This window comes from Aeromicrobium sp. 636 (genome assembly GCF_024433585.1).
GTDB classification, from domain to species: Bacteria; Actinomycetota; Actinomycetes; order Propionibacteriales; family Nocardioidaceae; genus Aeromicrobium; species Aeromicrobium senzhongii.
The window spans coordinates 1,154,538-1,175,137 of record NZ_WNJU01000001.1 but is presented as its reverse complement, the minus strand read 5'-3'; the positions used below and the strand labels follow the sequence as shown (position 1 = coordinate 1,175,137).

Below are 20,600 nucleotides of genomic sequence, written 5' to 3'. Positions count from 1 at the left end.
GTGGGTCACGCCTCGGTGTCGGGACGGTTCCCCGACTTCCCCTGGGACACGATCGCGCCGGCCAAGGCCCGCGCCGCTGAGCATCCGGGCGGCCTGGTCGACCTGTCGATCGGCACTCCCGTCGACCCGACGCCCGAGGTCGCACGTCAGGCGTTGATCGCCGCGGCCGACTCGCCGGGGTACCCCACCGTGCTCGGGCCCGAGTCCCTGCGGCGATCGGTCGGCGACTGGCTGGACCGGCGCTTCTCGATCCCGGGCATCGGCACCGACGAGGTCCTGGCCACGATCGGCAGCAAGGAGCTGATCGCGAACCTGTGCGTCCAGCTGGGGATCGGCCCGGGCGACGTCGTGGGTCTGCCCGAGACGGCCTATCCGACCTACGCGGTCAGCGCGGCCTACGCCGGCGCCACCGCGATCGCGACCGACTCCCGGGTGGCCTTCGGTCCTCAGCGCCCGAAGCTGGTCTTCATCAACTTCCCGGCCAACCCGCACGGCCGCGTGGTCGGGCGCGAGCACCTGAAGGCCTGGGTCGACTACTGCCGCGAGTCCGGAGCGTTGCTGGTCAGCGACGAGTGTTACCTGGAGTTCGTCTGGGAGGGCGAGCCGGTCTCCGTGCTCGACCCGCAGGTCAACGGCGGCTCGCTGGACGGGATCATCGCGCTGCACTCGCTGTCGAAGCGGTCGAACATGGCCGGGTACCGCGACGCCTTCGTCGTGGGCGACCGCACGGTCATCGCCGAGTTGCTCGCCGTGCGCAAGCACCTCGGTTTCATGCTGCCCACCCCGGTCGCGGCGGCGATGCAGGCGGCGCTGGCCGACGACACCCACGTCGACGAGCAGCGCGAGCGGTACGCCCGACGCCGGGCGACGCTGCGCGCGGCCCTCGAGGGTGCGGGCTTCCGCATCGACCACTCGCAGGGCTCGCTGTACCTGTGGGCCACGCGCGACGAGCCGTGCCGCGAGACGGTGCAGTGGCTGGCCGAGCGCGGGATCCTCGTCGCGCCGGGCGACTTCTACGGCGCCACCGGCACGCGCCACGTCCGCTTCGCGTTCACCGCCACCGACGAGCGCATCGCGGCCGTGGCCGAGCGCCTGGCCTGATCAGCGGGGCAGCTCGACGGCGTCCAGCGCCAGCAGCACGCTGCCGACGCAGGAGGGCCGCTCGTCCAGCTCGGAGACCGTGACGCGGACCTGGCGGGCGACCGGAGTCAGCGCGTGGCGGCGCATGGAGGCCCGGACCTCGTCGAGCAGGAGGTCCCCGGCCACCGCCAGCTCGCCGCCGATCACGACCACTTCGGGCCCGAGCAGGTTGGCGAGCGTCGCGACGGCCTCGCCCAGGTGCCGGCCCGCATCCTCGATCAGTCGACGTGCGCCCTGGTCGCCGTGCAGCGCCCTCTCGACGAACCCGGGCACGTCGAGCTCGCCGCCCATGGGGGCGAACTGGGCGATCAGCGCGGACCCGCCGACGTAGGCCTCGAGGCAGCCGCGGCTGCCGCACCGGCACAGGGGCCCGGACTCGTCCATCGTGAGGTGGCCCAGCTCGCCGGCCGTGCCCAGGCCGCCGTGGTGGACGCGGCCGCCGAGGACCAGCCCGCAGCCGACGCCGGACGCGATCTTGATGTAGACGAGGTCCTCGTGGCCGCGCCCCGCACCGCGCGTCCATTCGGCCAGGGCGCTGAGGTTCGCGTCGTTGTCCACGACGACGGGGCACTCGAAGGTCTTCTCGGCGGCGGACCGCGCGTCGACGCCGACCCACCCGGGCAGGATCGAGCCGGAGTCGATGACGCCGTCGCGTCCGATGGGCGCGGGGATGGCCATCCCGACCGCCCGCAGGTCGTCATGGGTGAGGTCGCCGTCGCCGAGCAGCGCGTCGACCATCTCCCGGGCGAGGCCCAGGGCGTCGTCGCTCGGTGCGTCCGGAGCCAAGGGCACGGCGCGCGCCGCACGGATGCGCCCGGCGAGGTCGGCCACCGCGACCTGCAGGTGGGAGTGGCCGAAGTCGACGCCGGCCACGACCCCCGCGCCGGGGGAGACGGTCACGGTCGCGCCCCGGCGGCCCGAGCCTGCCTCGGAGTGCAGGAAGCCCGCGTCCACCAACTCGCGGATGATGCCCGAGACCGTCCCGGGCGCCAGGTGCGTGCGACGCGCGATCTGGGCCTGGCTGAGCCCGCCGGTCTCGCGCACGACGCGCACGACGCGGCGCTGGTTCGAGGCGCGCAGGGCGGCGGTGGTCCGGGGGGCGGTCGGCATGCGCATACTGTCGCGCAGCCCCAACTTGTCGTCAAGTATCGAACACAAGGGGTTGGCAGCACTGCTCGAATGCGCCGTTGTGTTCACCTGTTGACCCCAATTGTGTGACGTAGTTCACTGTTGGTACTCCACGCCGAGGTGGGGGTCGACATTTCTTGGAGGATCTGTGAACACCTTCTCTCGCGTCGCCGTGGTGACGGCGACCCTCACGATCGGCCTGGGCGCACTGTCCGCGTGCGGTGCCAACGACGACGGCGGTGACGACGGTGGCGGCGGTGGCGACAAGGAGAAGAAGATCGCCCTGCTGCTCCCCGAGACCAAGACGACGCGCTACGAGAGCTTCGACAAGCCGCTCTTCGAGGCCGCGGTCAAGAAGATGTGTGACACGTGCACGGTCGAGTACCTCAACGCCGACCAGGACGCGTCCAAGCAGCAGCAGCAGGCTCAGTCCGCCATCACCAACGGCGCGAAGGTCCTGGTCCTGGATCCGGTCGACGGCAAGGCCGCCACCACGATCGTGAAGTCGGCGCAGAGCTCGAAGGTGCCGGTCGTCGCGTACGACCGCTTCATCGAGGGCGCCGACTACTACGTCTCCTTCGACAACGAGCGGGTCGGCCAGATGCAGGCCGAGGCGCTCGTCAAGGCCACCGGCGACCAGGGCGACATCCTCATGCTGAACGGCTCGCCGACCGACCCCAACGCCGCGCAGTTCAAGGAAGGCGCCCACTCGGTCCTGGACAAGAGCAACCTCAAGATCGTCGCCGAGTACGACAACCCCGACTGGAGCCCGGACAACGCCCAGAAGTTCACCAGCTCGCAGTTCAACAAGATCGAGCCCCAGGACCTGGCGGGGGTCTACGCCGCCAACGACGGCCAGGCCGGCGGCGTGTTCGCCGCCTTCAAGGCCGCCGGGGTCGCGAAGATCCCGCCGATCACCGGTCAGGACGCCGAGTTGGCGGCCATCCAGCGGATCATCGCGGGCGATCAGTACATGACCGTCTACAAGCCGATCCGCCGGGAGGCCGAGAAGGCCGCCCAGCTCGCCACCGACCTGGCCAACAGCGTCGACATCGCCGGAACCGAGGACGTGGACGGCGTCGCGTCGTTCATCCTGGACCCGATCGTGGTCGAGAAGGACAACATCGACGACACGATCGTGAAGGACGGCTTCTACACCGTCGAGGACATCTGCACTCCCGAGTACGCCGACGCCTGCAAGGCGGCCGGCCTGTCGTGAGGCGGTGAATCGGGGGCCGGCTCCGGCCGGCCCCCGTCCGCACGCCCATCGTCCTCAAACCCCCCAGGAAGTCCCATGACCAGTCCCGTGTTGTCCCTGCGAGGCGTCGGCAAGCGCTTCGGCGCCGTGCAGGCGCTCACCGATGTCGACTTCGATGTCCGTCCGGGCGAGGTCGTCGCCCTCGTCGGCGACAACGGCGCCGGCAAGTCCACCCTCGTCAAGATCATCTCCGGCGTGTACGGCGCCGACTCCGGCACGATCGAGCTCGAGGGCCGCGAGGTCCAGATCCACGGTCCGAAGTCGGCCCAGGAACTCGGCATCGCCACGGTCTTCCAGGACCTGGCCCTGGCCGACAACCTCGACGTCGTCGCCAACCTCTTCCTCGGCCAGGAGACGACCGCGGTGGGCGTCCTGGACGAGGAGGCGATGGAGTCGCGCAGCTGGGAGCTGCTCCGCCAGCTCTCGGCCAAGATCCCGTCCGTCCGGATCCCCATCGCCGGCCTGTCCGGTGGTCAGCGACAGACCGTCGCGATCGCCCGCAGCCTGGTCGGCGACCCGAAGATCGTCATGCTCGACGAACCCACGGCCGCCCTCGGCGTCGCCCAGACGGCCGAGGTGCTCAACCTGGTCGAGCGGCTCCGTGAGTCCGGGCTGGCCGTCGTGCTCATCACCCACAACATGGCCGACGTCCAGGCCGTGGCCGATCGGATCTACGTCCTGCGGCTGGGCCGCAACGCCGCGGAGTTCCGCATCGACGACGTCACGACCGAACAGCTGGTCGCGGCCATCACCGGGGCCTCCGACAACGTCGTCGCCGCGCGGCGTGCCCGCGCCGAGGGCGCCGCCGTCCCCCTGATTCCCCCCACCGACCTGCCGACGGAGGACGACGCATGAGCCACGCCGACCGCGCCGACGAGCGCCTCGTCCAGGACACGTCGCCCCGGGCGATGGTGGGCACCCTCGTGCGTCGACTGAAGTCCGGTGACCTCGGGATGATCCCGGTCGTCATCGGGCTCGTCGTCATCTGGATCGTCTTCTACGCGATGAACCCCCGGTTCCTCTCGTCACGCAACCTCGTCGAGCTGAGCCTGGACTCGGCCACGATCGGCATGATCTCCGTGGGCATCGTGCTGGTGCTGCTCCTGGGGGAGATCGACCTGTCGGTGGGATCGGTCTCCGGACTGTCCGGTGCCGTCCTGGCGGTCCTGCTGGTCTACCAGGACTGGCCGCTGCTGGCGTCGATCCTCTCGGCCCTGTGTGTGGGACTGCTGATCGGCGCGTTCTACGGCTTGCTCTTCACCCGGTTCGGGGTGCCGAGCTTCGTGATCACGCTCGCGGGTCTGCTGGCCTTCCTCGGCGCGCAGCTGAACGTGCTCGGCTCACGCGGCACGGTCAACCTGCCCGGGGACTCGGCGCTGATCGACTTCGCGAACTTCACCTTCCTGCCGCCGTGGCTGTCGTACGTGCTCGCTGTCGCGGTGGGGCTGGCCTACCTGCTCGCCCGGCTGCGGACGCTGCGCCGCCGTGCCGCGGCCAACCTCTCGACCCCGAGTCTGAGATGGATCGTCGTGCGGGCCGTCCTGATCGTCGCCGCCGTCGCGGGCGTGGCGTGGTACCTCAACATCGACCGCGGGTTCGGCGCCCTGCCGCTGCTGTGGGTGGGCGTCATCATCGTCATGGACTTCCTGCTGCGGCGCACGACGTGGGGCCGGCACGTGTTCGCGGTCGGCGGCAACGAGGAGGCGTCGCGACGTGCGGGTGTCGCGGTGAACAAGGTCTACATCTCGGTGTTCGCGCTGTGCTCGATGTTCGCGGCCCTCGGCGGCGTGCTGGCGGCCGGCCGGCTGCAGGCCGTCAGCCAGAGCAGCGGAGGCACCGACACCAACCTGATGGCGATCGCCGCCGCGGTCATCGGCGGCACGAGCCTGTTCGGCGGTCGCGGGTCGGTGTACTCGGCGCTGTTCGGGATGCTCGTGCTGCAGTCGATCACGAGCGGGCTCAACCTGGTCGGGGTCGACGCCTACGTGCGCTACATGGTCACCGGCGCGGTGCTGTTGCTGGCCGTCACCATCGACTCGCTCGCGCGGCAGGCCCGCAAGAGCAGCGGCAGCGGATGATGGCCTGCCGGGGCGGGTGCCGGTCCCCGTTAGTCTCGTGCGCATGCGAACTGAGACCGACGTCGTCGTCGATCACCTGACCAAACAGTTCGGCTCCGTCAAGGCCGTGGATGACCTCAGCTTCACCGTCCGCCCCGGCGCCGTGACCGGATTCCTCGGTCCGAACGGAGCCGGCAAGACCACCACGTTGCGGATGCTGCTGGGACTCGTGCGGCCCTCCGGAGGGCGCGCCCTCATCGGCGGCCGGCGCTACGAGGACATCAAGCAGCCCGGAGCCGTCGTCGGAGCCGCGTTGGAGGCCTCGAGCTTCCATCCCGGCCGGACCGGACTGGACCACCTGCGCGTGTACGCGCCGCAGGTCGGAGCCAGTGACGCGCGCTGCCACGAGCTGCTCGAGCTGGTCGGCATGACCGACGCGGCCCAGCGCCGCGTCGGCGGCTACTCCATGGGCATGCGGCAGCGGCTGGGCCTGGCCTACGCGCTGCTCGGCGACCCGGACGTGATCTTGCTGGACGAGCCGGCGAACGGTCTGGACCCGCAGGGCATCGTCTGGCTGCGCCACCTGCTGCGCGCCTTCGCCGACGAGGGCCGCACGGTGCTGGTCTCGAGCCACGTGCTCAGCGAGGTCCAGCACACCGTCGACGACGTCGTGATCATCTCCCACGGCCGCCTGGTGCATGCCTCGCCGCTGCAGGGCCTGCACGCCCTGGTCGAGTCGCGCGTCCGGATCGCCGGTCCGGCTCCCGAGCGGATCGCGGCCCTGGCCGCTGAGCGAGGGTGGCGCCACGAGCCCGTGGCCGGGGGCGTCGACGTCGTCAACGTGTCCGCCGCCGAGGTCGGTGCCGCGGCGTTCGCGGCGGGCATCGAGGTGCACCAGCTGGCGGACGTCGGCGTCGGTCTCGAGGACGTCTTCCTGCGCCTGACCTCCAGTCCCGACGCCCCGGCGTCGCGAGGGGGTGTCGCGGCATGAGCACTGCGATCAAGGCAGAGCTGCGGAAGCTCTTCAGTACCCGTCTGTGGTGGCTGCTGGCCCTCGTGCTGGTGGCGTACCTCGTGTTCATCGCCGTGGTGATCTCGTTCTCGTTCACCGTCGACATGGGCGACGACTCGGTGGGCATGCCGGTGGGTGAGGAGCTGGCGCGCGTCGTCTACTCGCTCACCAGCCCGATCGGCTACGTCTTCCCGCTCATCGTGGGCAGCCTGCTGTTCACCGGCGAGTTCCGGCACAAGACCATCACCGCGTCCCTGCTGGCCCAGCCCAACCGGTCGGTGCTGATGGCCGCCAAGCTGGTCGCGGCCGTCGTGGTCGGCCTGATCTACGGCGTCATCGGGACGCTGTCGACCGTCGCCGGGGCGGCTCCCGTGCTCGCGTGGCGCGGTGACGGCGCCTACCTGGGTGCCGAGAGCGTGCTGGTCCTGCTGGGCATGTCGGTCCTGGTCATGACGATCTGGGCCGTCCTGGGCACCGCGATCGGCAGCGTCCTGACGAACCAGGTCGCCGCGATCATCGTGATCCTGGCGTTCACCCAGTTCGTCGAGCCGATCGCGCGCGTCGCGCTCGGTGCCTGGGACGCGACGTCCGAGGTGGCCAAGTACCTGCCGGGCGCGGCAGCCGATGCCGTCCTGGGGTCGAGCTTCTTCGCCCAGGACACCACGACAGATCTGCTCTCGCGTGGGCCCGGGGCGATCGTGCTGCTGGCCTACGTCGTGGTGTTCGTCCTCCTGGGCCGCTTCGTGACCCTGCGTCGCGACATCGGCTGAGCGACTCTCGCCGCCGCCCCCTGGCAACTTTTGGAAACGGATCCACCTTTCTGCCCCGGCAGAAGGTGGATCCGTTTCCAAAAGTGCGAGCGGGGGAGGGGCTGAGGGCGAGGGCTGAGGGCGACCGAGGGCGAGGGCTGAGGGCGACCGAGGGCTGAGGGCTGATCGAGCCCGCTCAGCGGCGGACGAACCGCACGTCGGTCCGGCTGGCGTCCCGCGTGGGGCGCCAGCCGGGCTCGTCCTGGCCGGCCTCCCAGCGCATGTCGTCGAACGTGACCTCGCTGATGCGGAACTCGGTCGAGTTCGCCACGAGGAACTGCGCCAGCGCCCAGCCGCGGGTGCCGATCTGGTCGCCGCTCAGCGTGATCGCCTGCTGGCCGGACGACGGGTCTGAGTCGACGCGCACGCGGCCCCAGGCCTGGTTCAGGTACGCGTCGAGGTCGGCGCCGGTCGATCCGGCCTTCGGGTCGGTCGCGCAGGCGAACGCCGCGGGGGAGTAGCCCCGCAGCGCGGAAGCCAGCACCCGGGCGTCGGCCTCGTGGTCGGCGTAGGCCTGCGGGAAGCCCGAGCGCTGGACGGCCTGGGCGGCGTCGGTGATCTCCATGGACTCGTAGTCGTCGATCTTCGCCAGGGCGTCGTAGAACTTCCCGGTCGAGTAGACCGGATCGAGGATCTGCTCGACCGTGCCCCACCCCTGCGAGGGACGCTGTTGGAACAGGCCGACGGAGTCCCGGTCGCCGTAGTCGATGTTGCGGATCTTGGACTCTTGGTACGCCGTCGCGATCGCGATCGTCGTGGCCCGCGGCGGCAGGCCCCGCTCGTGGGCCTGGGCCGCCATGAGGGCAGCCCACTTGGCCTGCTCCACGTCGACCTCGACCGTGCGGTCACCCACCGTGGCGACGCAGAAGCCGCTGCTGTCGATGCTGTTCTCGAAGGTCTTCAGGACGACGAGCACGAGCGCCGCCGTGGCGACGACCGTGGCGACGATCCATCGCATCAGTTGGCGTGCAGGTCGGCGTTGAGCTCCACGCCGGTCCGGCCGCCGCGCGGACGGGCCTCCAGTGCGCCGGTCTGGCTGTTGGTCAGGAACAAGATGCCGTCGGCGCCCGAGAGCTGGGCGGCCTTGACGACCGACCCGTCGGGCATGGTGATCTTGGAGCCCGCGGTCACGTAGGTGCCCGCCGCGACGACACAGTCGTCGCCCAGCGAGATCCCGATCCCGGCGTTGGCGCCGATCAGGCAGCCCTCGCCGACGCTGACGACCTCCTTGCCGCCACCGGACAGCGTGCCCATGATCGACGCGCCGCCACCGACGTCCGAGCCGTTGCCGACGACGACGCCGGCCGAGATGCGGCCCTCGACCATGGCGTGGCCGAGCGTGCCGGCGTTGAAGTTGACGAAGCCCTCGTGCATGACCGTGGTGCCCTCGGCCAGGTGGGCGCCCAGGCGGACGCGGTCGGCGTCGCCGATGCGCACGCCACCGGGCACGACGTAGTCGGTCATGCGGGGGAACTTGTCGATGCTCGTGACCGACACGGTCAGGCCGGCGGCGCGGGCTCGGGCGCGGACCGCCTCGAAGTCGTCGACGGCGCACGGGCCGATCGAGGTCCACACGACGTTGGTCAGCAGGCCGAAGATGCCGTCGAGGTTCTGCCCGTGGGGCCGGACCAGGCGGTGCGACAGCAGGTGCAGACGCAGGTAGACGTCGTAGGCGTCGGCCGGCGGCGCGTCCAGGTCGGCGATCTCGGTGTGGACGACGTGGGTGCTGACACCGCGGATCGGGTCCTCACGCTCGGCGGCGACCAGGTCGGACGGCTCGACGGTGGTCTCGGGCGCCGGGCCGAGGATCGGCTCGGGGTACCAGACGTCCAGGACGGTGCCCTCGGGCGTGACGGTGGCCAGGCCCCAGGCGTGGGCCGATCGGGTGTCGCTCATGACCCAAGGTTATCGAGGCCGGTCACGCCGACGGTGTCGTGTCAGACGCCGCCGGCGAACCCGTGTTGGCGCCACGCCTCGTACACGGCGATCGAGGCGCAGTTCGCCAGGTTCATCGAGCGTCGCGACGGCATCATCGGCAGGCGCAGCCGGTCGGTGACGCGCGCGTCGGCGAGGACCTCGTCGGGCAGGCCGGTCGGCTCCGGCCCGAAGAGCAGGACGTCGCCGGGCTCGTAGGCGATGTCGGTGTAGGCGGTCGTGGCCGCCGTCGTGAAGGCGAAGACCCGGGCCGGCAGCAGCGCGGCGTACGCGTCCTCGAGGGTCGGGTGGACCGTGACGACGGCGAGGTCGTGGTAGTCCAGACCGGCGCGGCGCAGCTTGCTGTCCTCGAAGTCGAAGAGTGGATCGACCAGGTGCAGGTGGCTGCCGGTGGCGGCTGCGAGCCGGATGGCGTTGCCCGTGTTGCCGGCGATGCGTGGCTCGAAGAACAGGATCCGGAACACGCCCCCACAGTAGGCGCTACCACTTTCTCGGCGCCTCGGACGTCCGTTCCTGACAGGTGAGACGTGGTCAGAGCGACGGGTGGGACCTGCCTACGGTCGTGTCGACCCCCCGCACCACGGGTCGCCCGCACCATGAAAGGAACTCCCCCCGTGTCCGAGAACTCCCCCCTGATCGAGGCACCGAAGCGTCGCGGCCCCGCCATCGCCCTGGCCGTCGCCGTCCTCCTCGTCGTCGGCGCCCTGGTCGCCTTCGCGCTGACCCGCGGCGACGACTCCGCCGGTGACGACCTGACGAAGGTGAAGCTCGGCGTGGTCGGCGCCAGCGACCCGTACTGGAAGACGCTGAAGGACGAGGCGAAGGACGAGGGCATCGATCTCGAGGTCGTCGACTTCGCCGACTACCCGCAGCCCAACCCGGCGCTGACCGAGGGCGAGATCGACATCAACCAGTTCCAGCACATCGTGTACCTGGCCGACTACAACGTCGCCAACGACCAGGACCTGACGCCGATCGGCTCGACGGCGATCTACCCGCTGGGCCTGTACTCGCAGAAGGTCGACTCCGTCGAGGACATCAAGTCCGGCGACACCGTCGTCGTCCCCGACGACGACAGCAACCAGGCGCGCGCGCTGGGCATCCTGCAGTCGGCCGGCCTGATCAAGCTCAAGGATGGCGGCTCGATCTTCTCGACGCTCGCCGACATCGACAAGGACGCCTCGAAGGTCAAGGTCAAGGCGATCAAGGCCGACCTGACGCCCACCTCGCTGCCCGACGTGGCCGCCGCGATCGTCAACAACGACTTCGTCGAGAAGGCCGGCCTGAAGTTCGAGGACGCCATCGCGAAGGACGATCCGTCCGACCCGAACGCGGTGCCGTACATCAACATCTTCGCCGTCCGCGCCGAGGACAAGGACAACAAGACCTACGCGAAGCTGGTCGAGGTCTACCAGAACAGCAAGAAGGTCCAGGACGGCGTGCAGGACATCGCGGCCGGGACGGCCGAGCTGCTGAAGACGCCGGTCGCCGACCTCGAGGCCTCGCTGGCCAAGGTCGAGGCGGACACCCGCGCGCGGGGCTGACGATGGCACTGGTCGAGCTGCGTGACGTCCACAAGACGTTCGCGCCCACGAAGCGCGGTGGCGCCCCGATCGAGGCGGTCCGCGGGGTCTCCCTGGACGTCGAGGCCGGCGAGATCCACGCGATCGTCGGGTACTCCGGCGCGGGCAAGTCCACCCTGGTGCGACTCGTCAACGCCCTGGAGCAGCCCACGTCCGGCACGGTGACGGTGGACGGCACGCGGCTCGACCAGCTGGGGGAGCGTGACCTGCGCCGCGTGCGGCAGGGGATCGGGATGGTGTTCCAGCAGTTCAACCTCATGCGGTCGCGCACCGTGTGGGGGAACCTGGAGTTCCCGCTGAAGCTCGCGGGCGTCGACCCGGCCGAGCGCCAGCGGCGCATCTCCGAGCTGTTGCACTTCGTCGGCCTGGCCGACAAGGCGCACGCCCACCCCGAGCAGCTGTCGGGCGGTCAGAAGCAGCGCGTGGGCATCGCCCGGGCGCTGGCGACGAATCCGTCGATCCTGTTGGCGGACGAGTCGACCAGCGCCCTGGACCCCGACACCACGCGCGAGGTCCTCGGCCTCCTGCGCAAGGTGAACGAGGAACTGGGCATCACCATCATCGTCATCACGCACGAGATGGACGTCGTCCGGACACTGGCCCACAAGGTCAGCGTCATGGAGACCGGCCGGGTGGTCGAGAGCGGTCCCGTGATCGACATCTTCGCCCGCCCGCGCGAGGCGGTGACCCGGCGCTTCGTCAGCACCCTGGTCGACGAGGTCCCGCAGGGCGCCGAGCTCGAGGCGCTGCGGCGCCAGTTCGAGGGCCGGTTGATCGTCGTCGACGTCGAGGGGCACACCAGTCAGTCCGACGTGTTCACCGCGCTGGCGACCCGCGGTCTGTCCGTCGAGGTCGTCCAGGGCGGCGTGAACCGCGTCGGCCCGGCCGTGTTCGGCCACGTGACCCTCGCGGTCCGCGGCGAGGGAGTGGACGAGGTCGTGGCCGAGGTCGGCCGCCTCGAGGGCGTGGAGGTGCTCGCATGATCAGCCAGGACACCAACCTGCCCGAGCTGTGGTCGCTCATCGGGACGGCGACGTGGGAGACCGTCTACATGGTCGCGATCACCCTCGCCATCGGTGGCTTCCTGGGCCTGGGCGTGGGGCTCGCGCTCTACGCGACCCGCGCGGGTGGGCTCTTCGCGAACCGGGTGGCGTTCACGCTGCTGAACCTCGTGGTCAACTTCTTCCGACCCATTCCGTTCGTCATCTTCATCGCGACGGTCCAGCCGCTGGCTCGCCTCGTCGTGGGCATCGGCATCGGCAACAAGGCGATCATCTTCGCGATGACGCTGGCGGCGATGTTCGGCATCGGCCGCATCGTCGAGCAGAACCTCGTGACGGTCGACTCCGGGGTCATCGAGGCGGCACGCTCGATGGGCGCCAGCCGGCTGCGCATCCTCACGACCGTCGTCGTTCCCGAGGCGCTCGGCCCGCTGATCCTGGGCTACACGTTCGCCTTCGTGGCGATCGTCGACATGAGCGCGATCGCGGGCGCGATCGGCGCCGGCGGCCTGGGCAACTTCGCGCTCCAGTACGGCTACCGCCAGTTCGACACCGTCGTGACGTGGACCGTGGTGCTGATCATCGTCGCGTTCGTCCAGGTGGGGCAGTTCCTCGGCAACACCGCGGCGCGCCGCGTCCTGCGGCGCTGACGAGGTCCCGGCCGCATCGTGAGACGAGCGGAGACTGTCCGAGGCGCGTGAGTGACTGGAGGTCCGACCGCACGACCGACGACTGGAGGTGACCGTCATGACCGAGCCGATCCGCAGGCCCGTCTCGCAGTTGCGAGCCGGCGACCTGATCGCCCCGGACGACGGAGGGACCGTCTACGTCGTGTGCGCGATCTCCCAGCCGGTCGGCACGAGCCGGCGGGCCGAGGTGGTCGACGCTCGCACGGGCGAGGCCGACCACTGCGTGCTGCTGCCGCTGCACGACGCGGTGCTGACCGTCCCGGGCCGGGCCCGCTGGGTCGAGGTCCCCGATGCGGCCGGTGACGAGGTCGCTGGACTGCTCGTCGGCCCCGAGTTCCCCGTCGACGATGCCGTGCACGCGGTCTGGGAGGTCGAGATCGACCTGTTGAGCCACCCCGGCTGGGAGGAGCTCGTCCGTGGTGCGCGGCTCGACCCGGTCGCGGAAGCCGCCTGACGTGACACCGGCGGCATGCCTCGCCATACTGCTCCGGTGCTGATCTCCTCCCGTTCCCGGTCCCTTCGACTGCCCGTCGTCGGGCTGCTCGCCCTGGCCGTCCTCCTCGCGTCCTGTGCGGGCGAGGGGGCCCAGCAGGACACGTCCGCGCCCGAGACGTCGGCGCCACCGGCGATCACTCTCGCGTCGATCGGTCTGGGCGAGGTTCCGGCCCCGGACGCGATCGATGCGGACTGGCCGAAGGCCCCGGCCGGTTTCGACGCCGAGCGCTACCACTCGATGGTCTACGCCCTGCGCAACTGGGGGCAGGCGGCGGCGCTCAGTCAACAGGTCCGAGAGGCCGAGGATCCGATCGCCGCCGTCGAGGACGCGATCTCGGTCTTCGACATCACGTACCGGCTCACGGAGAGCTTCAAGGAGCAGATCACGCCCCGGCTGACCGCGGCGTCCGTGTTCCACCCGGACGTGGAGGCCGTGGGTGACCCGCACGTGACGTGGGCCTGGAAACGGAGCATGGAGACCGACCCGAAGAGCGGGATCGAGATCGTGACGGTGACGCTCCAGACGCGCGCGGCCTACCCGGTCACGGTGAAGGACGGCGCGGAACGGGTGGTCGGAGTCATCCGGTCGCACTCCCTGACGACCGGTCCGGGTCCGCGCGGACAGTTCGGGATGGGCTATGCCTGGCAGGGCTTCGGCGTCGACGAGTGCGCGATGGTGCTCGACGACGCGTTCCTGCCCGATGACGATGTCGCGGCGGCCACGAAGAGCCTGCGTCGGTTCGCCCAGGTGGTGACGTCGACCAAGGTCAGCACCAAGCCCGTGGGCGGCGGCGCCAAGCCCATCGACGAGGGGTTGGCGAAGCGGTGCGAGGCTGACGCAGCCTGACCCGGTCAGCGGGCCGTGGGGCCTGTCGCGACCGGCAGGTCGAGGTTGCTCCACTGCGACCACGAGCCCGGGTAGAGGGCGGCGTCGATGCCCGCGATCGCGAGTGCCGCGATCTCGTGGGCGGCGGTGACGCCGGAGCCGCAGTACGCCGCGACGGGTCGTGAGCCGTCGGCACCGAGCGCGGCGAAGCGCTCGCGTAGCTCGGCGGGGGAGCGGAAGCGCCCGTCGTCCGGGGTGAGGTTCTCGGTGGTGGGCGCGCTGTGGGCACCGGGGATGTGTCCGGCCTTCGGGTCGATCGGCTCGACCTCGCCGCGGTAGCGCTCGGCGGCGCGGGCGTCGAGCAGCACGCCCGATGCGGCGAAGTCGGCGACCTCGTCGAGCTCCAGCACCGGAAGCGCCCCTGCCGACAGCGTGACCGATCCCGGGGCCGGGGACACGTCGCCCGTCTCCAAGGGGCGCCCGCTCGCGACCCACGCCGCCAGCGCGCCGTCGAGCAGCCGCACGTCCGCGAAGCCCGCCCAGCGCAGCAGCCACCACGCGCGTGCGGCGGCGAGGTTGCCGTTGTCGTCGTAGACCACGACCGAGGAGTCGTCGTGGACGCCCCATCGGCGCGCCGCGCGCTGCAGGTCGGCGAGCGACGGGAGCAGGTGACGCCCGTCCGTCGGCTCCCCGTGCGCGGCGAGCTCGGTGTCGAGCGGCACGAAGACGGCCCCCGGGACGTGACCCGCCCGGTGGGCGGCGTCGCCCGACGGACCGCCGAGGGTCCAGCGGACGTCGAGCACGACGGGCGGGCGGCCGGAGTCCAGGGCGGCGGCGAGCTCGTCGACGTCGATCAACACCTCGGCGCCCACGTGAGGCCCCGGACGCCCGTCCATCAGAGGAAGTCGTTCGGGTCGAACTCGTCGATCGGGATGACGCGGATGCGCGGCAGCTCGACGGTGAAGGCGTCGACGTCGTGCTCGAGGTCGAAGCACTCCAGCCCGCGCGGCACGAGGGCCGCGAACCGCGAGTTGCGGAACTCCTCGAAGCCCAGCACCGCGACCCGACGGCTGCCCGAGACGAGCGCCTCGACCTGGGGCACGAAGTCGCCGTCGTTGCTGGCGAGCATGACGTCGGCGTCGCGGCGCGCGATCTCCTCGAGCGTGCGCTGGATGGCCAGGTCGACGACCTTCTGGTCGGGCGTGCCGGACAGCGGCACCGGCCGGTAGCCGATCGAGGTCAGCGCCTGGACGAACGGCATGGGCAGCTCGGTGTCGACCGCGAGGAAGAACAGGCCCTGCACCGGCTGGTCCCAGACCTTCTCCGCGAACCGGAGCAGGCGGTCCCAGCGCGGGCGCTCCTGAGGCTGGGGGCGGCGGCCCAGGATGGACATGCCGAGAGTGGCGTCGATGTTCTCGCCGTCGACCAGCAAGTAGGTCAGGGGGCCGGGCGTGCTGTCGTTCACGCCTCGACCCTACGCGGACGGGCACCGGCCGGGAACGAGACCGCCCTCACGGCGGGAGGAACGCCGGAAAACGCCTGCGCGGCGCCGGGGTTCCGCTTAGCGTGGGTCTCCCCATGCACATACGCCCCTTCTTCCTCACTGGCCTCGCTCTCGCCCTCGCGTTCGGCGGGCTGCTGAGCGCCCCCGCCCACGCCGCCCCTCGGGTCGGCCTCGTGCAGGCCGTCGGAGTCACCGCCACCTCCGTCACGCTCTCCTGGCCGAAGTACCGGGGTGCGAAGACGTACCGCGTGCAGCGCGCGGCCAACTACGCCTTCACGAAGGGGGTCCGCACCGTCAAGGCGAAGCGGAACCGGGCCACCGTGCGCGGGCTGCGCCCCGGCGTCGAGTACTGCTTCAAGGTGCGCGCGTACAACCGCAAGGGCAAGCACGTCGCGACGAGCGCTCGCACGTGCAAGCCGGCTGCCGCGATCTCGGTCCCGAGCCGGGGAGTCAGCGTCAGCACCCTGACGTACAACATCTGCTCCAGGGCCTGCGACAGCAGTCAGGAGGCCTGGTGGGCCGGGATGAAGCCGTGGGCCCAGCGACGCCCCGTCGTCACGAGGACCGTCCTGGGCTCCGGTGCAGACGTGGTGGCGCTGCAGGAGTCCTCCGGCTGGAACACCGTCGCCGCCGACGTCCGGGCCACGTACTCGACCGTGCCCGACTTCGGTCGCTACCTGACCTCGAGCCTGCTGTTCCGGACGTCACGGTTCGAGCAGGTGGCGGACACGGTGACCTACCCCGACGACTCGGCGCCCGGGGGAGTGGGCCACTGGACGACGCCCCGAGCCGCCACGATCGAGATCGGGAACGGACGGCGAGCCACCTGGTCGGAGCTGCGTGACAAGCGCACCGGGAAGCGCACGATCTTCGTGTCCGTGCACCTCTCGCCGGACAAGAGCGCCGCGGCGAACCGGCGGCGCAGGGCCGAGACGCTCTCGCTGATGCGGCAGGTGAACGCGGCGAACACGAACCGCTCGCGCGTGGTCTACCTGGGGGACTTCAACTCGAACAAGTCCCGCGGCCGTGCCCAGGACACTCCGGCCCGGGTGATGAGTTCCGCCGGCTACCGCGATGCCTACGACCAGGCGCGGACGCTGTCGCGGCCGAACTACAACAGCGGGACCGCGGGCGGGCGCAAGCCGGTCGTCTCGTACACCTGGGGCGATCACGTGGACAAGGTCTGGATCCGCAAGGGCGACGGCATCGGCGTCCTGTCGTGGGCGAACGTCAACCCCCGCCGCGGCGCGAAGTACGCCGGTCCGGTCGGGTCCGACCACTGCCCGATCCGGGTGGTTCTCAAGCTCTCGTGACCCCGGAACGACGACGCCCCCGGGAGTGATCCCGGGGGCGTCGTTCGTGCAGTCGACTCAGCGCAGGTCGAACCGGTCCAGGTCCATGACCTTGGTCCAGGCGGCGACGAAGTCCTTGACGAACTTCTCCTTCGCGTCGGCGCTGGCGTAGACCTCGGCCACGGCGCGCAGCTCGGAGTTCGAGCCGAACACCAGGTCGGCGCGGGTGCCCGACCAGCGACCGTCCTTCGTGGCGAAGCGCGTGCTCGACTCGTCCGTCGCGGTCCACTCGGTGTCGATGTCGAGCAGGTTGACGAAGAAGTCGTTCGTCAGGGCGCCGACCCGGTCGGTGAGGACACCGAGGTTCGAGCCGTCGTAGTTCGCGCCCAGGACCCGCAGGCCGCCGACCAGGACGGTCGTCTCCGGCGCCGTCAGGGTCAGCAGGTTGGCGCGGTCGATCAGCTCGTACTCCGCCGGCATGCCGCCCTTGCCCTCGTAGTTGCGGAACCCGTCGTGACGCGGCTCCAGGTACGAGAACGACTCGACGTCGGTCTGCTCCGGCGTGGCGTCGACGCGGCCCACCGAGACGGGGACCGTGATCTCGACGCCGCCGTCACGGGCGGCCTTCTCGATCGAGGCCGCACCGGCGATGGCGATGACGTCGGCCAGCGAGACGGCCTTGTCGTAGCCGTCCGCCACGTCCTGCAGGACCGAGATGACCTTCGCCAGCTGGGCGGGGTTGTTGACCGCCCAGCCGTTCTGCGGGGCCAGGCGGATGCGGGCGCCGTTGAGGCCGCCGCGCTTGTCGCTGCCACGGAAGGACGACGCGGCCGCCCAGGCGGTGGAGACCAGTTCCGAGACGGTCAGACCGGTCTCGAGGACCTTGGCCTTGAGCGCGGTGACGTCGGCGTCGCCGATGACGTCGCCCTCCCACGTGGGCAGCGGGTCCTGCCAGAGCAGGTCCTCCTGCGGCGCCTCGGGACCGAGGTAGCGCGCCTTCGGGCCCATGTCGCGGTGCGTCAGCTTGAACCAGGCGCGCGCGAACGCATCGGTGAACGCCTGCGGGTCGTTCTTGAAGCGCAGCGCGATCTCGCGGTAGGCCGGGTCCTCGCGCAGGGCGATGTCGGACGTCAGCATGCGGGGCTCGCGACGGCCGTCGCCGAACGCCTCGGGGACCATGTCCCCGCCCGCGCCGTTGATCGGGCGCCACTGGTGCGCGCCGGCCGGCGAGGTGAAGAGCTCCCACTCGTACGCGAACAGGATGTGGAAGAACTCGTTGTCCCAGCGGGTCGGGTGGTAGGTCCAGGTGACCTCCAGGCCCGACGTGATCGTGTCGGGGCCGTGGCCCGTTCCGTGGGTGTTCTTCCAGCCCAGACCCATCTGCTCGATGGGCGCGCCCTCGGGCTCGGGCTGCAGGTGGTCGGCCTCGGCGGCGCCGTGCGTCTTGCCGAAGGTGTGTCCACCGCCGATGAGCGCGACGGTCTCCTCGTCGTTCATCGCCATGCGGCCGAACGTCTCGCGGATGTCGCGCGCCGAGGCGAGCGGGTCGGGGTGACCGGCCGGGCCCTCGGGGTTGACGTAGATCAGGCCCATCTGGACGGCGGCCAGCGGGTTCTCGAGGTCGCGCTCGCCCTCGTAGCGGTGCTCGTCGCCCAGCCACTCGGTCTCGGCGCCCCAGTACACGTCCTGGTCGGCCTCCCACACGTCCTCGCGACCGCCGGCGAAGCCGAAGGTCGGGAAGCCCATGGTCTCGAGGGACACGTTGCCCGCGAGGATCATCAGGTCGGCCCAGCTGATCTTCTTGCCGTACTTCTGCTTGACCGGCCACAGCAGGCGGCGGGCCTTGTCGAGGTTGACGTTGTCCGGCCAGGAGTTGAGCGGGGCGAACCGCTGCTGGCCGGCGCCGGCGCCGCCGCGGCCGTCCGTCACGCGGTACGTGCCGGCGCTGTGCCACGCCATGCGGATCATCAGCGGTCCGTAGTTGCCGAAGTCGGCCGGCCACCAGTCCTTGGAATCGGTCAGGACGGCGGCGATGTCGGCCTTGAGCGCGTCCAGGTCGAGCGACGAGAACTCCTCGCGGTAGTCGAAGTCGTCATCCATCGGGTTCCGCGCGGGGGCGTTCTTGGCCAGGATCTGCAGGTTGAGGCGCTCGGGCCACCACTTGCGGTTGGCGTCACCGGCCGTCGGCTTCGGCAGCTGGTTGTGGACGACGGGGCACTTGCCCTTCGCCTCGTCCGGGTCGTTGACCTCGGCGAGGATCGCGTCGGGGTGGTTCTGGTCAGACATGGAGTGTCCTTTCGATGGGTTCGGGGGTCGCAGGTGAGCAGGAGGGGCACAGGCCCCAGAAGACGACCTCGGCCTCGTCGATGACGAAGCCGTGGTCCTGGCCGGGGGTCAGGCACGGTGCCGCGCCGATCGTGCAGTCGACGTCGACGATGCGGCTGCACGAGCGGCACACCAGGTGGTGGTGGTTGTCGCCCGTCCGGGTCTCGTACCGCGCTGCCGAGCCGGCCGGCTCGATGCAGCGCACGACGCCGGCGTCGGTCAGGGCGTGCAGCGAGTCGTAGACGGCCTGGTGGGACAGGTCCGGGATCGTCTCGCGGGCACGGTCGATGATCGACGCGGTGTCCGAGTGCGGGTGGGCCGTGACCGCGTGCAGGACGGCGGTCCGTTGGCGGGTGACCCGCAACCCGGCGGCGCGCAGCGCCTGCTCGAGGTCGGGGGAGTGGGGCATGACGCCCACTCTACCCTTTTCTTGAATCAATCAAGAAAGCGGGGTCGGCCCGGCGAGCCCGTCCGTGGTTTGCTGGGAGTCCGCCAACCTGAGGAGATCACCGATGCCGCTGACCGGAGAGTACGAGCCCAGCACGTCCGAGTGGGCGCGCACCCAGGCCGAGACGTACGAGGCGACAGGTGGCCGCGAGGCGAACCTGCTCAAGGGTGTGCCGATCATCGTGCTGACGAGCGTGGGCTCCAAGTCGGGCAAGCTGCGCAAGACCGCGCTGATGCGCGTCGAGCACGACGGCGACTACGCGGTCGTCGCCTCGAAGGGCGGCGCCCCCGACCACCCGGCGTGGTACTGGAACCTCAAGGCGAATCCGCACGTCGAACTGCAGGACGGCGAGACCAGGCGCGACTACCGTGCCCGTCAGCTCGAGGGTGATGAGTACGCCACGTGGTGGGAGCGCTCTGTGGCCGTGTGGCCGGACTACGCCGAGTACCAGAAGAAGACGGACCGCCAGATCCCCGTGTTCGTGCTGGAGCCCATCGACTGAGGGTGCCGGTGACAGGACTTGAACCTGCACGCCCGTGAGGACACCAGGACCTAAACCTGGCGCGTCTACCGTTCCGCCACACCGGCAACGGGGACGAGTCTATGGTCGTCTGCGCCTACGCGGCGTCGAGACCCAGGTCACGGCGCAACTTCGCCACGTGTCCGGTGGCCTTGACGTTGTACTGCGCCAGCTCGACCTTTCCGTCGGCGTCGATCACGAACGTCGAGCGGATGACGCCCTGGACGACCTTGCCGTAGAGCTTCTTCTCGCCGAACGCACCGTAGGCCGTCAGGACCGACTTGTCCGGGTCGGAGAGCAGCGTGATCGTCAGGCCGTCGCGCTCGCGGAACTTCGCCAGCTTCTCGGGCTGGTCAGGGCTGATGCCCAGCACCGTGAAGCCCTCGGCCTGCAACCGATCGATCGAGTCGCTGAAGTCGCACGCCTGCTTCGTGCACCCCGGAGTCATCGCCGCGGGGTAGAAGTACACGATCACGCGCTGGCCCCGCAGGTCCGAGAGAGTGACCTCGTTCCCGTCGTCGGTCGGGAGGGTGAAGTCGGGGGCCTGGTCGCCGGGCTGCAGTCGGGTCGTCATGGGC

General features: G+C 70.5%; 22 protein-coding genes and 1 tRNA gene. 13 read left to right on the top strand and 10 right to left on the bottom strand.

Features of this window, described 5'->3' with window-relative positions:
- Entirely contained in the window at positions 1-1,101 is a 1,101-nt protein-coding gene (gene dapC / locus GL325_RS05825; protein ID WP_255955643.1) for a succinyldiaminopimelate transaminase, read from the top strand.
- Here the strand turns inward: dapC and GL325_RS05820 are convergent, their stop codons facing one another.
- Positions 1,102-2,250 (bottom strand): ROK family transcriptional regulator, encoded by a 1,149-nt coding sequence (locus GL325_RS05820; protein WP_187768868.1) that lies wholly within the window; start codon positions 2,248-2,250, stop codon positions 1,102-1,104.
- A 166-nt stretch (positions 2,251-2,416) separates the two neighbouring features.
- Between GL325_RS05820 and GL325_RS05815 the strand changes: the two genes are divergently transcribed.
- From GL325_RS05815 to GL325_RS05795, 5 genes are all read left to right on the top strand, one after another.
- Positions 2,417-3,487, top strand: coding sequence for a substrate-binding domain-containing protein (locus GL325_RS05815; RefSeq protein WP_187411783.1), 1,071 nt, complete (start codon positions 2,417-2,419; stop codon positions 3,485-3,487).
- Between the two features lie 75 nt (positions 3,488-3,562).
- Positions 3,563-4,381 carry an ATP-binding cassette domain-containing protein gene (locus GL325_RS05810; protein ID WP_187768867.1) on the top strand — a complete coding sequence of 273 codons (819 nt, stop codon included), beginning with the start codon at positions 3,563-3,565 and terminating at the stop codon, positions 4,379-4,381.
- Entirely contained in the window at positions 4,378-5,604 is a 1,227-nt protein-coding gene (locus tag GL325_RS05805; RefSeq protein WP_154595582.1) for a sugar ABC transporter permease, read from the top strand. Before GL325_RS05810 ends, GL325_RS05805 begins: the two co-directional genes overlap by 4 nt.
- 43 nt (positions 5,605-5,647) lie before the next feature.
- The gene (locus tag GL325_RS05800) at positions 5,648-6,574 is read left to right on the top strand and encodes an ABC transporter ATP-binding protein (protein WP_187768866.1); all 927 of its coding nucleotides are present in this window, start codon (positions 5,648-5,650) and stop codon (positions 6,572-6,574) included.
- On the top strand, positions 6,571-7,365 hold the full coding sequence (locus GL325_RS05795; protein ID WP_154595580.1) for an ABC transporter permease subunit: 795 nt from the start codon (positions 6,571-6,573) through the stop codon (positions 7,363-7,365). The genes GL325_RS05800 and GL325_RS05795 overlap by 4 nt, the downstream gene beginning before the upstream one ends.
- A 175-nt stretch (positions 7,366-7,540) precedes the next feature.
- On the opposite strand, the gene GL325_RS05790 is transcribed toward GL325_RS05795, so the two are convergent.
- Genes GL325_RS05790 through GL325_RS05780 form a run of 3 tightly spaced genes read right to left on the bottom strand, consistent with a single transcriptional unit; the run spans position 7,541 to position 9,803 of the window.
- Positions 7,541-8,362 carry a hypothetical protein gene (locus GL325_RS05790; RefSeq protein ID WP_187411784.1) on the bottom strand — a complete coding sequence of 274 codons (822 nt, stop codon included), beginning with the start codon at positions 8,360-8,362 and terminating at the stop codon, positions 7,541-7,543.
- Positions 8,362-9,300: a 2,3,4,5-tetrahydropyridine-2,6-dicarboxylate N-succinyltransferase gene (gene dapD / locus GL325_RS05785; protein ID WP_187768865.1), complete on the bottom strand. Its 939-nt coding sequence runs from the start codon at positions 9,298-9,300 to the stop codon at positions 8,362-8,364. Before dapD ends, GL325_RS05790 begins: the two co-directional genes overlap by 1 nt.
- 41 nt (positions 9,301-9,341) lie before the next feature.
- On the bottom strand, positions 9,342-9,803 hold the full coding sequence (locus GL325_RS05780; protein WP_187768864.1) for a tRNA (cytidine(34)-2'-O)-methyltransferase: 462 nt from the start codon (positions 9,801-9,803) through the stop codon (positions 9,342-9,344).
- A gap of 150 nt (positions 9,804-9,953) precedes the next feature.
- Between GL325_RS05780 and GL325_RS05775 the strand changes: the two genes are divergently transcribed.
- The 5 genes from GL325_RS05775 to GL325_RS05755 all read left to right on the top strand — a co-directional run bounded on the left by GL325_RS05775 (position 9,954) and on the right by GL325_RS05755 (position 13,954).
- The gene (locus GL325_RS05775) at positions 9,954-10,883 is read left to right on the top strand and encodes a MetQ/NlpA family ABC transporter substrate-binding protein (protein WP_255467323.1); all 930 of its coding nucleotides are present in this window, start codon (positions 9,954-9,956) and stop codon (positions 10,881-10,883) included.
- A 2-nt stretch (positions 10,884-10,885) separates the two neighbouring features.
- On the top strand, positions 10,886-11,905 hold the full coding sequence (locus tag GL325_RS05770; protein WP_154595577.1) for a methionine ABC transporter ATP-binding protein: 1,020 nt from the start codon (positions 10,886-10,888) through the stop codon (positions 11,903-11,905).
- Complete coding sequence (locus GL325_RS05765) at positions 11,902-12,573, top strand: methionine ABC transporter permease (protein ID WP_154595576.1); 672 nt, start codon at positions 11,902-11,904, stop codon at positions 12,571-12,573. Before GL325_RS05770 ends, GL325_RS05765 begins: the two co-directional genes overlap by 4 nt.
- Before the next feature lie 97 nt (positions 12,574-12,670).
- Positions 12,671-13,066: a hypothetical protein gene (locus tag GL325_RS05760; RefSeq protein ID WP_154595575.1), complete on the top strand. Its 396-nt coding sequence runs from the start codon at positions 12,671-12,673 to the stop codon at positions 13,064-13,066.
- Between the two features lie 36 nt (positions 13,067-13,102).
- Entirely contained in the window at positions 13,103-13,954 is an 852-nt protein-coding gene (locus tag GL325_RS05755; RefSeq protein WP_187768863.1) for a hypothetical protein, read from the top strand.
- 5 nt (positions 13,955-13,959) lie between these two features.
- On the opposite strand, the gene GL325_RS05750 is transcribed toward GL325_RS05755, so the two are convergent.
- Together GL325_RS05750 and GL325_RS05745 are read right to left on the bottom strand one after the other, a co-directional pair.
- Entirely contained in the window at positions 13,960-14,829 is an 870-nt protein-coding gene (locus GL325_RS05750) for a sulfurtransferase (RefSeq protein WP_187768862.1), read from the bottom strand.
- Complete coding sequence (locus tag GL325_RS05745; protein ID WP_187411786.1) at positions 14,829-15,398, bottom strand: NYN domain-containing protein; 570 nt, start codon at positions 15,396-15,398, stop codon at positions 14,829-14,831. Before GL325_RS05745 ends, GL325_RS05750 begins: the two co-directional genes overlap by 1 nt.
- 113 nt (positions 15,399-15,511) lie before the next feature.
- On the opposite strand from GL325_RS05745, the gene GL325_RS05740 reads away from it, so the two are divergent.
- Positions 15,512-16,750, top strand: coding sequence for a fibronectin type III domain-containing protein (locus GL325_RS05740; protein ID WP_187768861.1), 1,239 nt, complete (start codon positions 15,512-15,514; stop codon positions 16,748-16,750).
- Between the two features lie 57 nt (positions 16,751-16,807).
- Here the strand turns inward: GL325_RS05740 and katG are convergent, their stop codons facing one another.
- Positions 16,808-19,015 carry a catalase/peroxidase HPI gene (katG, locus tag GL325_RS05735; protein ID WP_187768860.1) on the bottom strand — a complete coding sequence of 736 codons (2,208 nt, stop codon included), beginning with the start codon at positions 19,013-19,015 and terminating at the stop codon, positions 16,808-16,810.
- Positions 19,008-19,463 (bottom strand): Fur family transcriptional regulator, encoded by a 456-nt coding sequence (locus GL325_RS05730; protein WP_187768859.1) that lies wholly within the window; start codon positions 19,461-19,463, stop codon positions 19,008-19,010. Before GL325_RS05730 ends, katG begins: the two co-directional genes overlap by 8 nt.
- Before the next feature lie 103 nt (positions 19,464-19,566).
- Between GL325_RS05730 and GL325_RS05725 the strand changes: the two genes are divergently transcribed.
- The gene (locus GL325_RS05725) at positions 19,567-20,004 is read left to right on the top strand and encodes a nitroreductase family deazaflavin-dependent oxidoreductase (protein WP_154595569.1); all 438 of its coding nucleotides are present in this window, start codon (positions 19,567-19,569) and stop codon (positions 20,002-20,004) included.
- A gap of 3 nt (positions 20,005-20,007) precedes the next feature.
- Here GL325_RS05725 and GL325_RS05720 read toward each other — a convergent pair.
- Positions 20,008-20,090 (bottom strand) — tRNA-Leu (locus GL325_RS05720).
- A gap of 29 nt (positions 20,091-20,119) precedes the next feature.
- Entirely contained in the window at positions 20,120-20,596 is a 477-nt protein-coding gene (bcp, locus tag GL325_RS05715; RefSeq protein WP_154595568.1) for a thioredoxin-dependent thiol peroxidase, read from the bottom strand.
- Between the last annotated feature and the right edge of the window lie 4 nt (positions 20,597-20,600).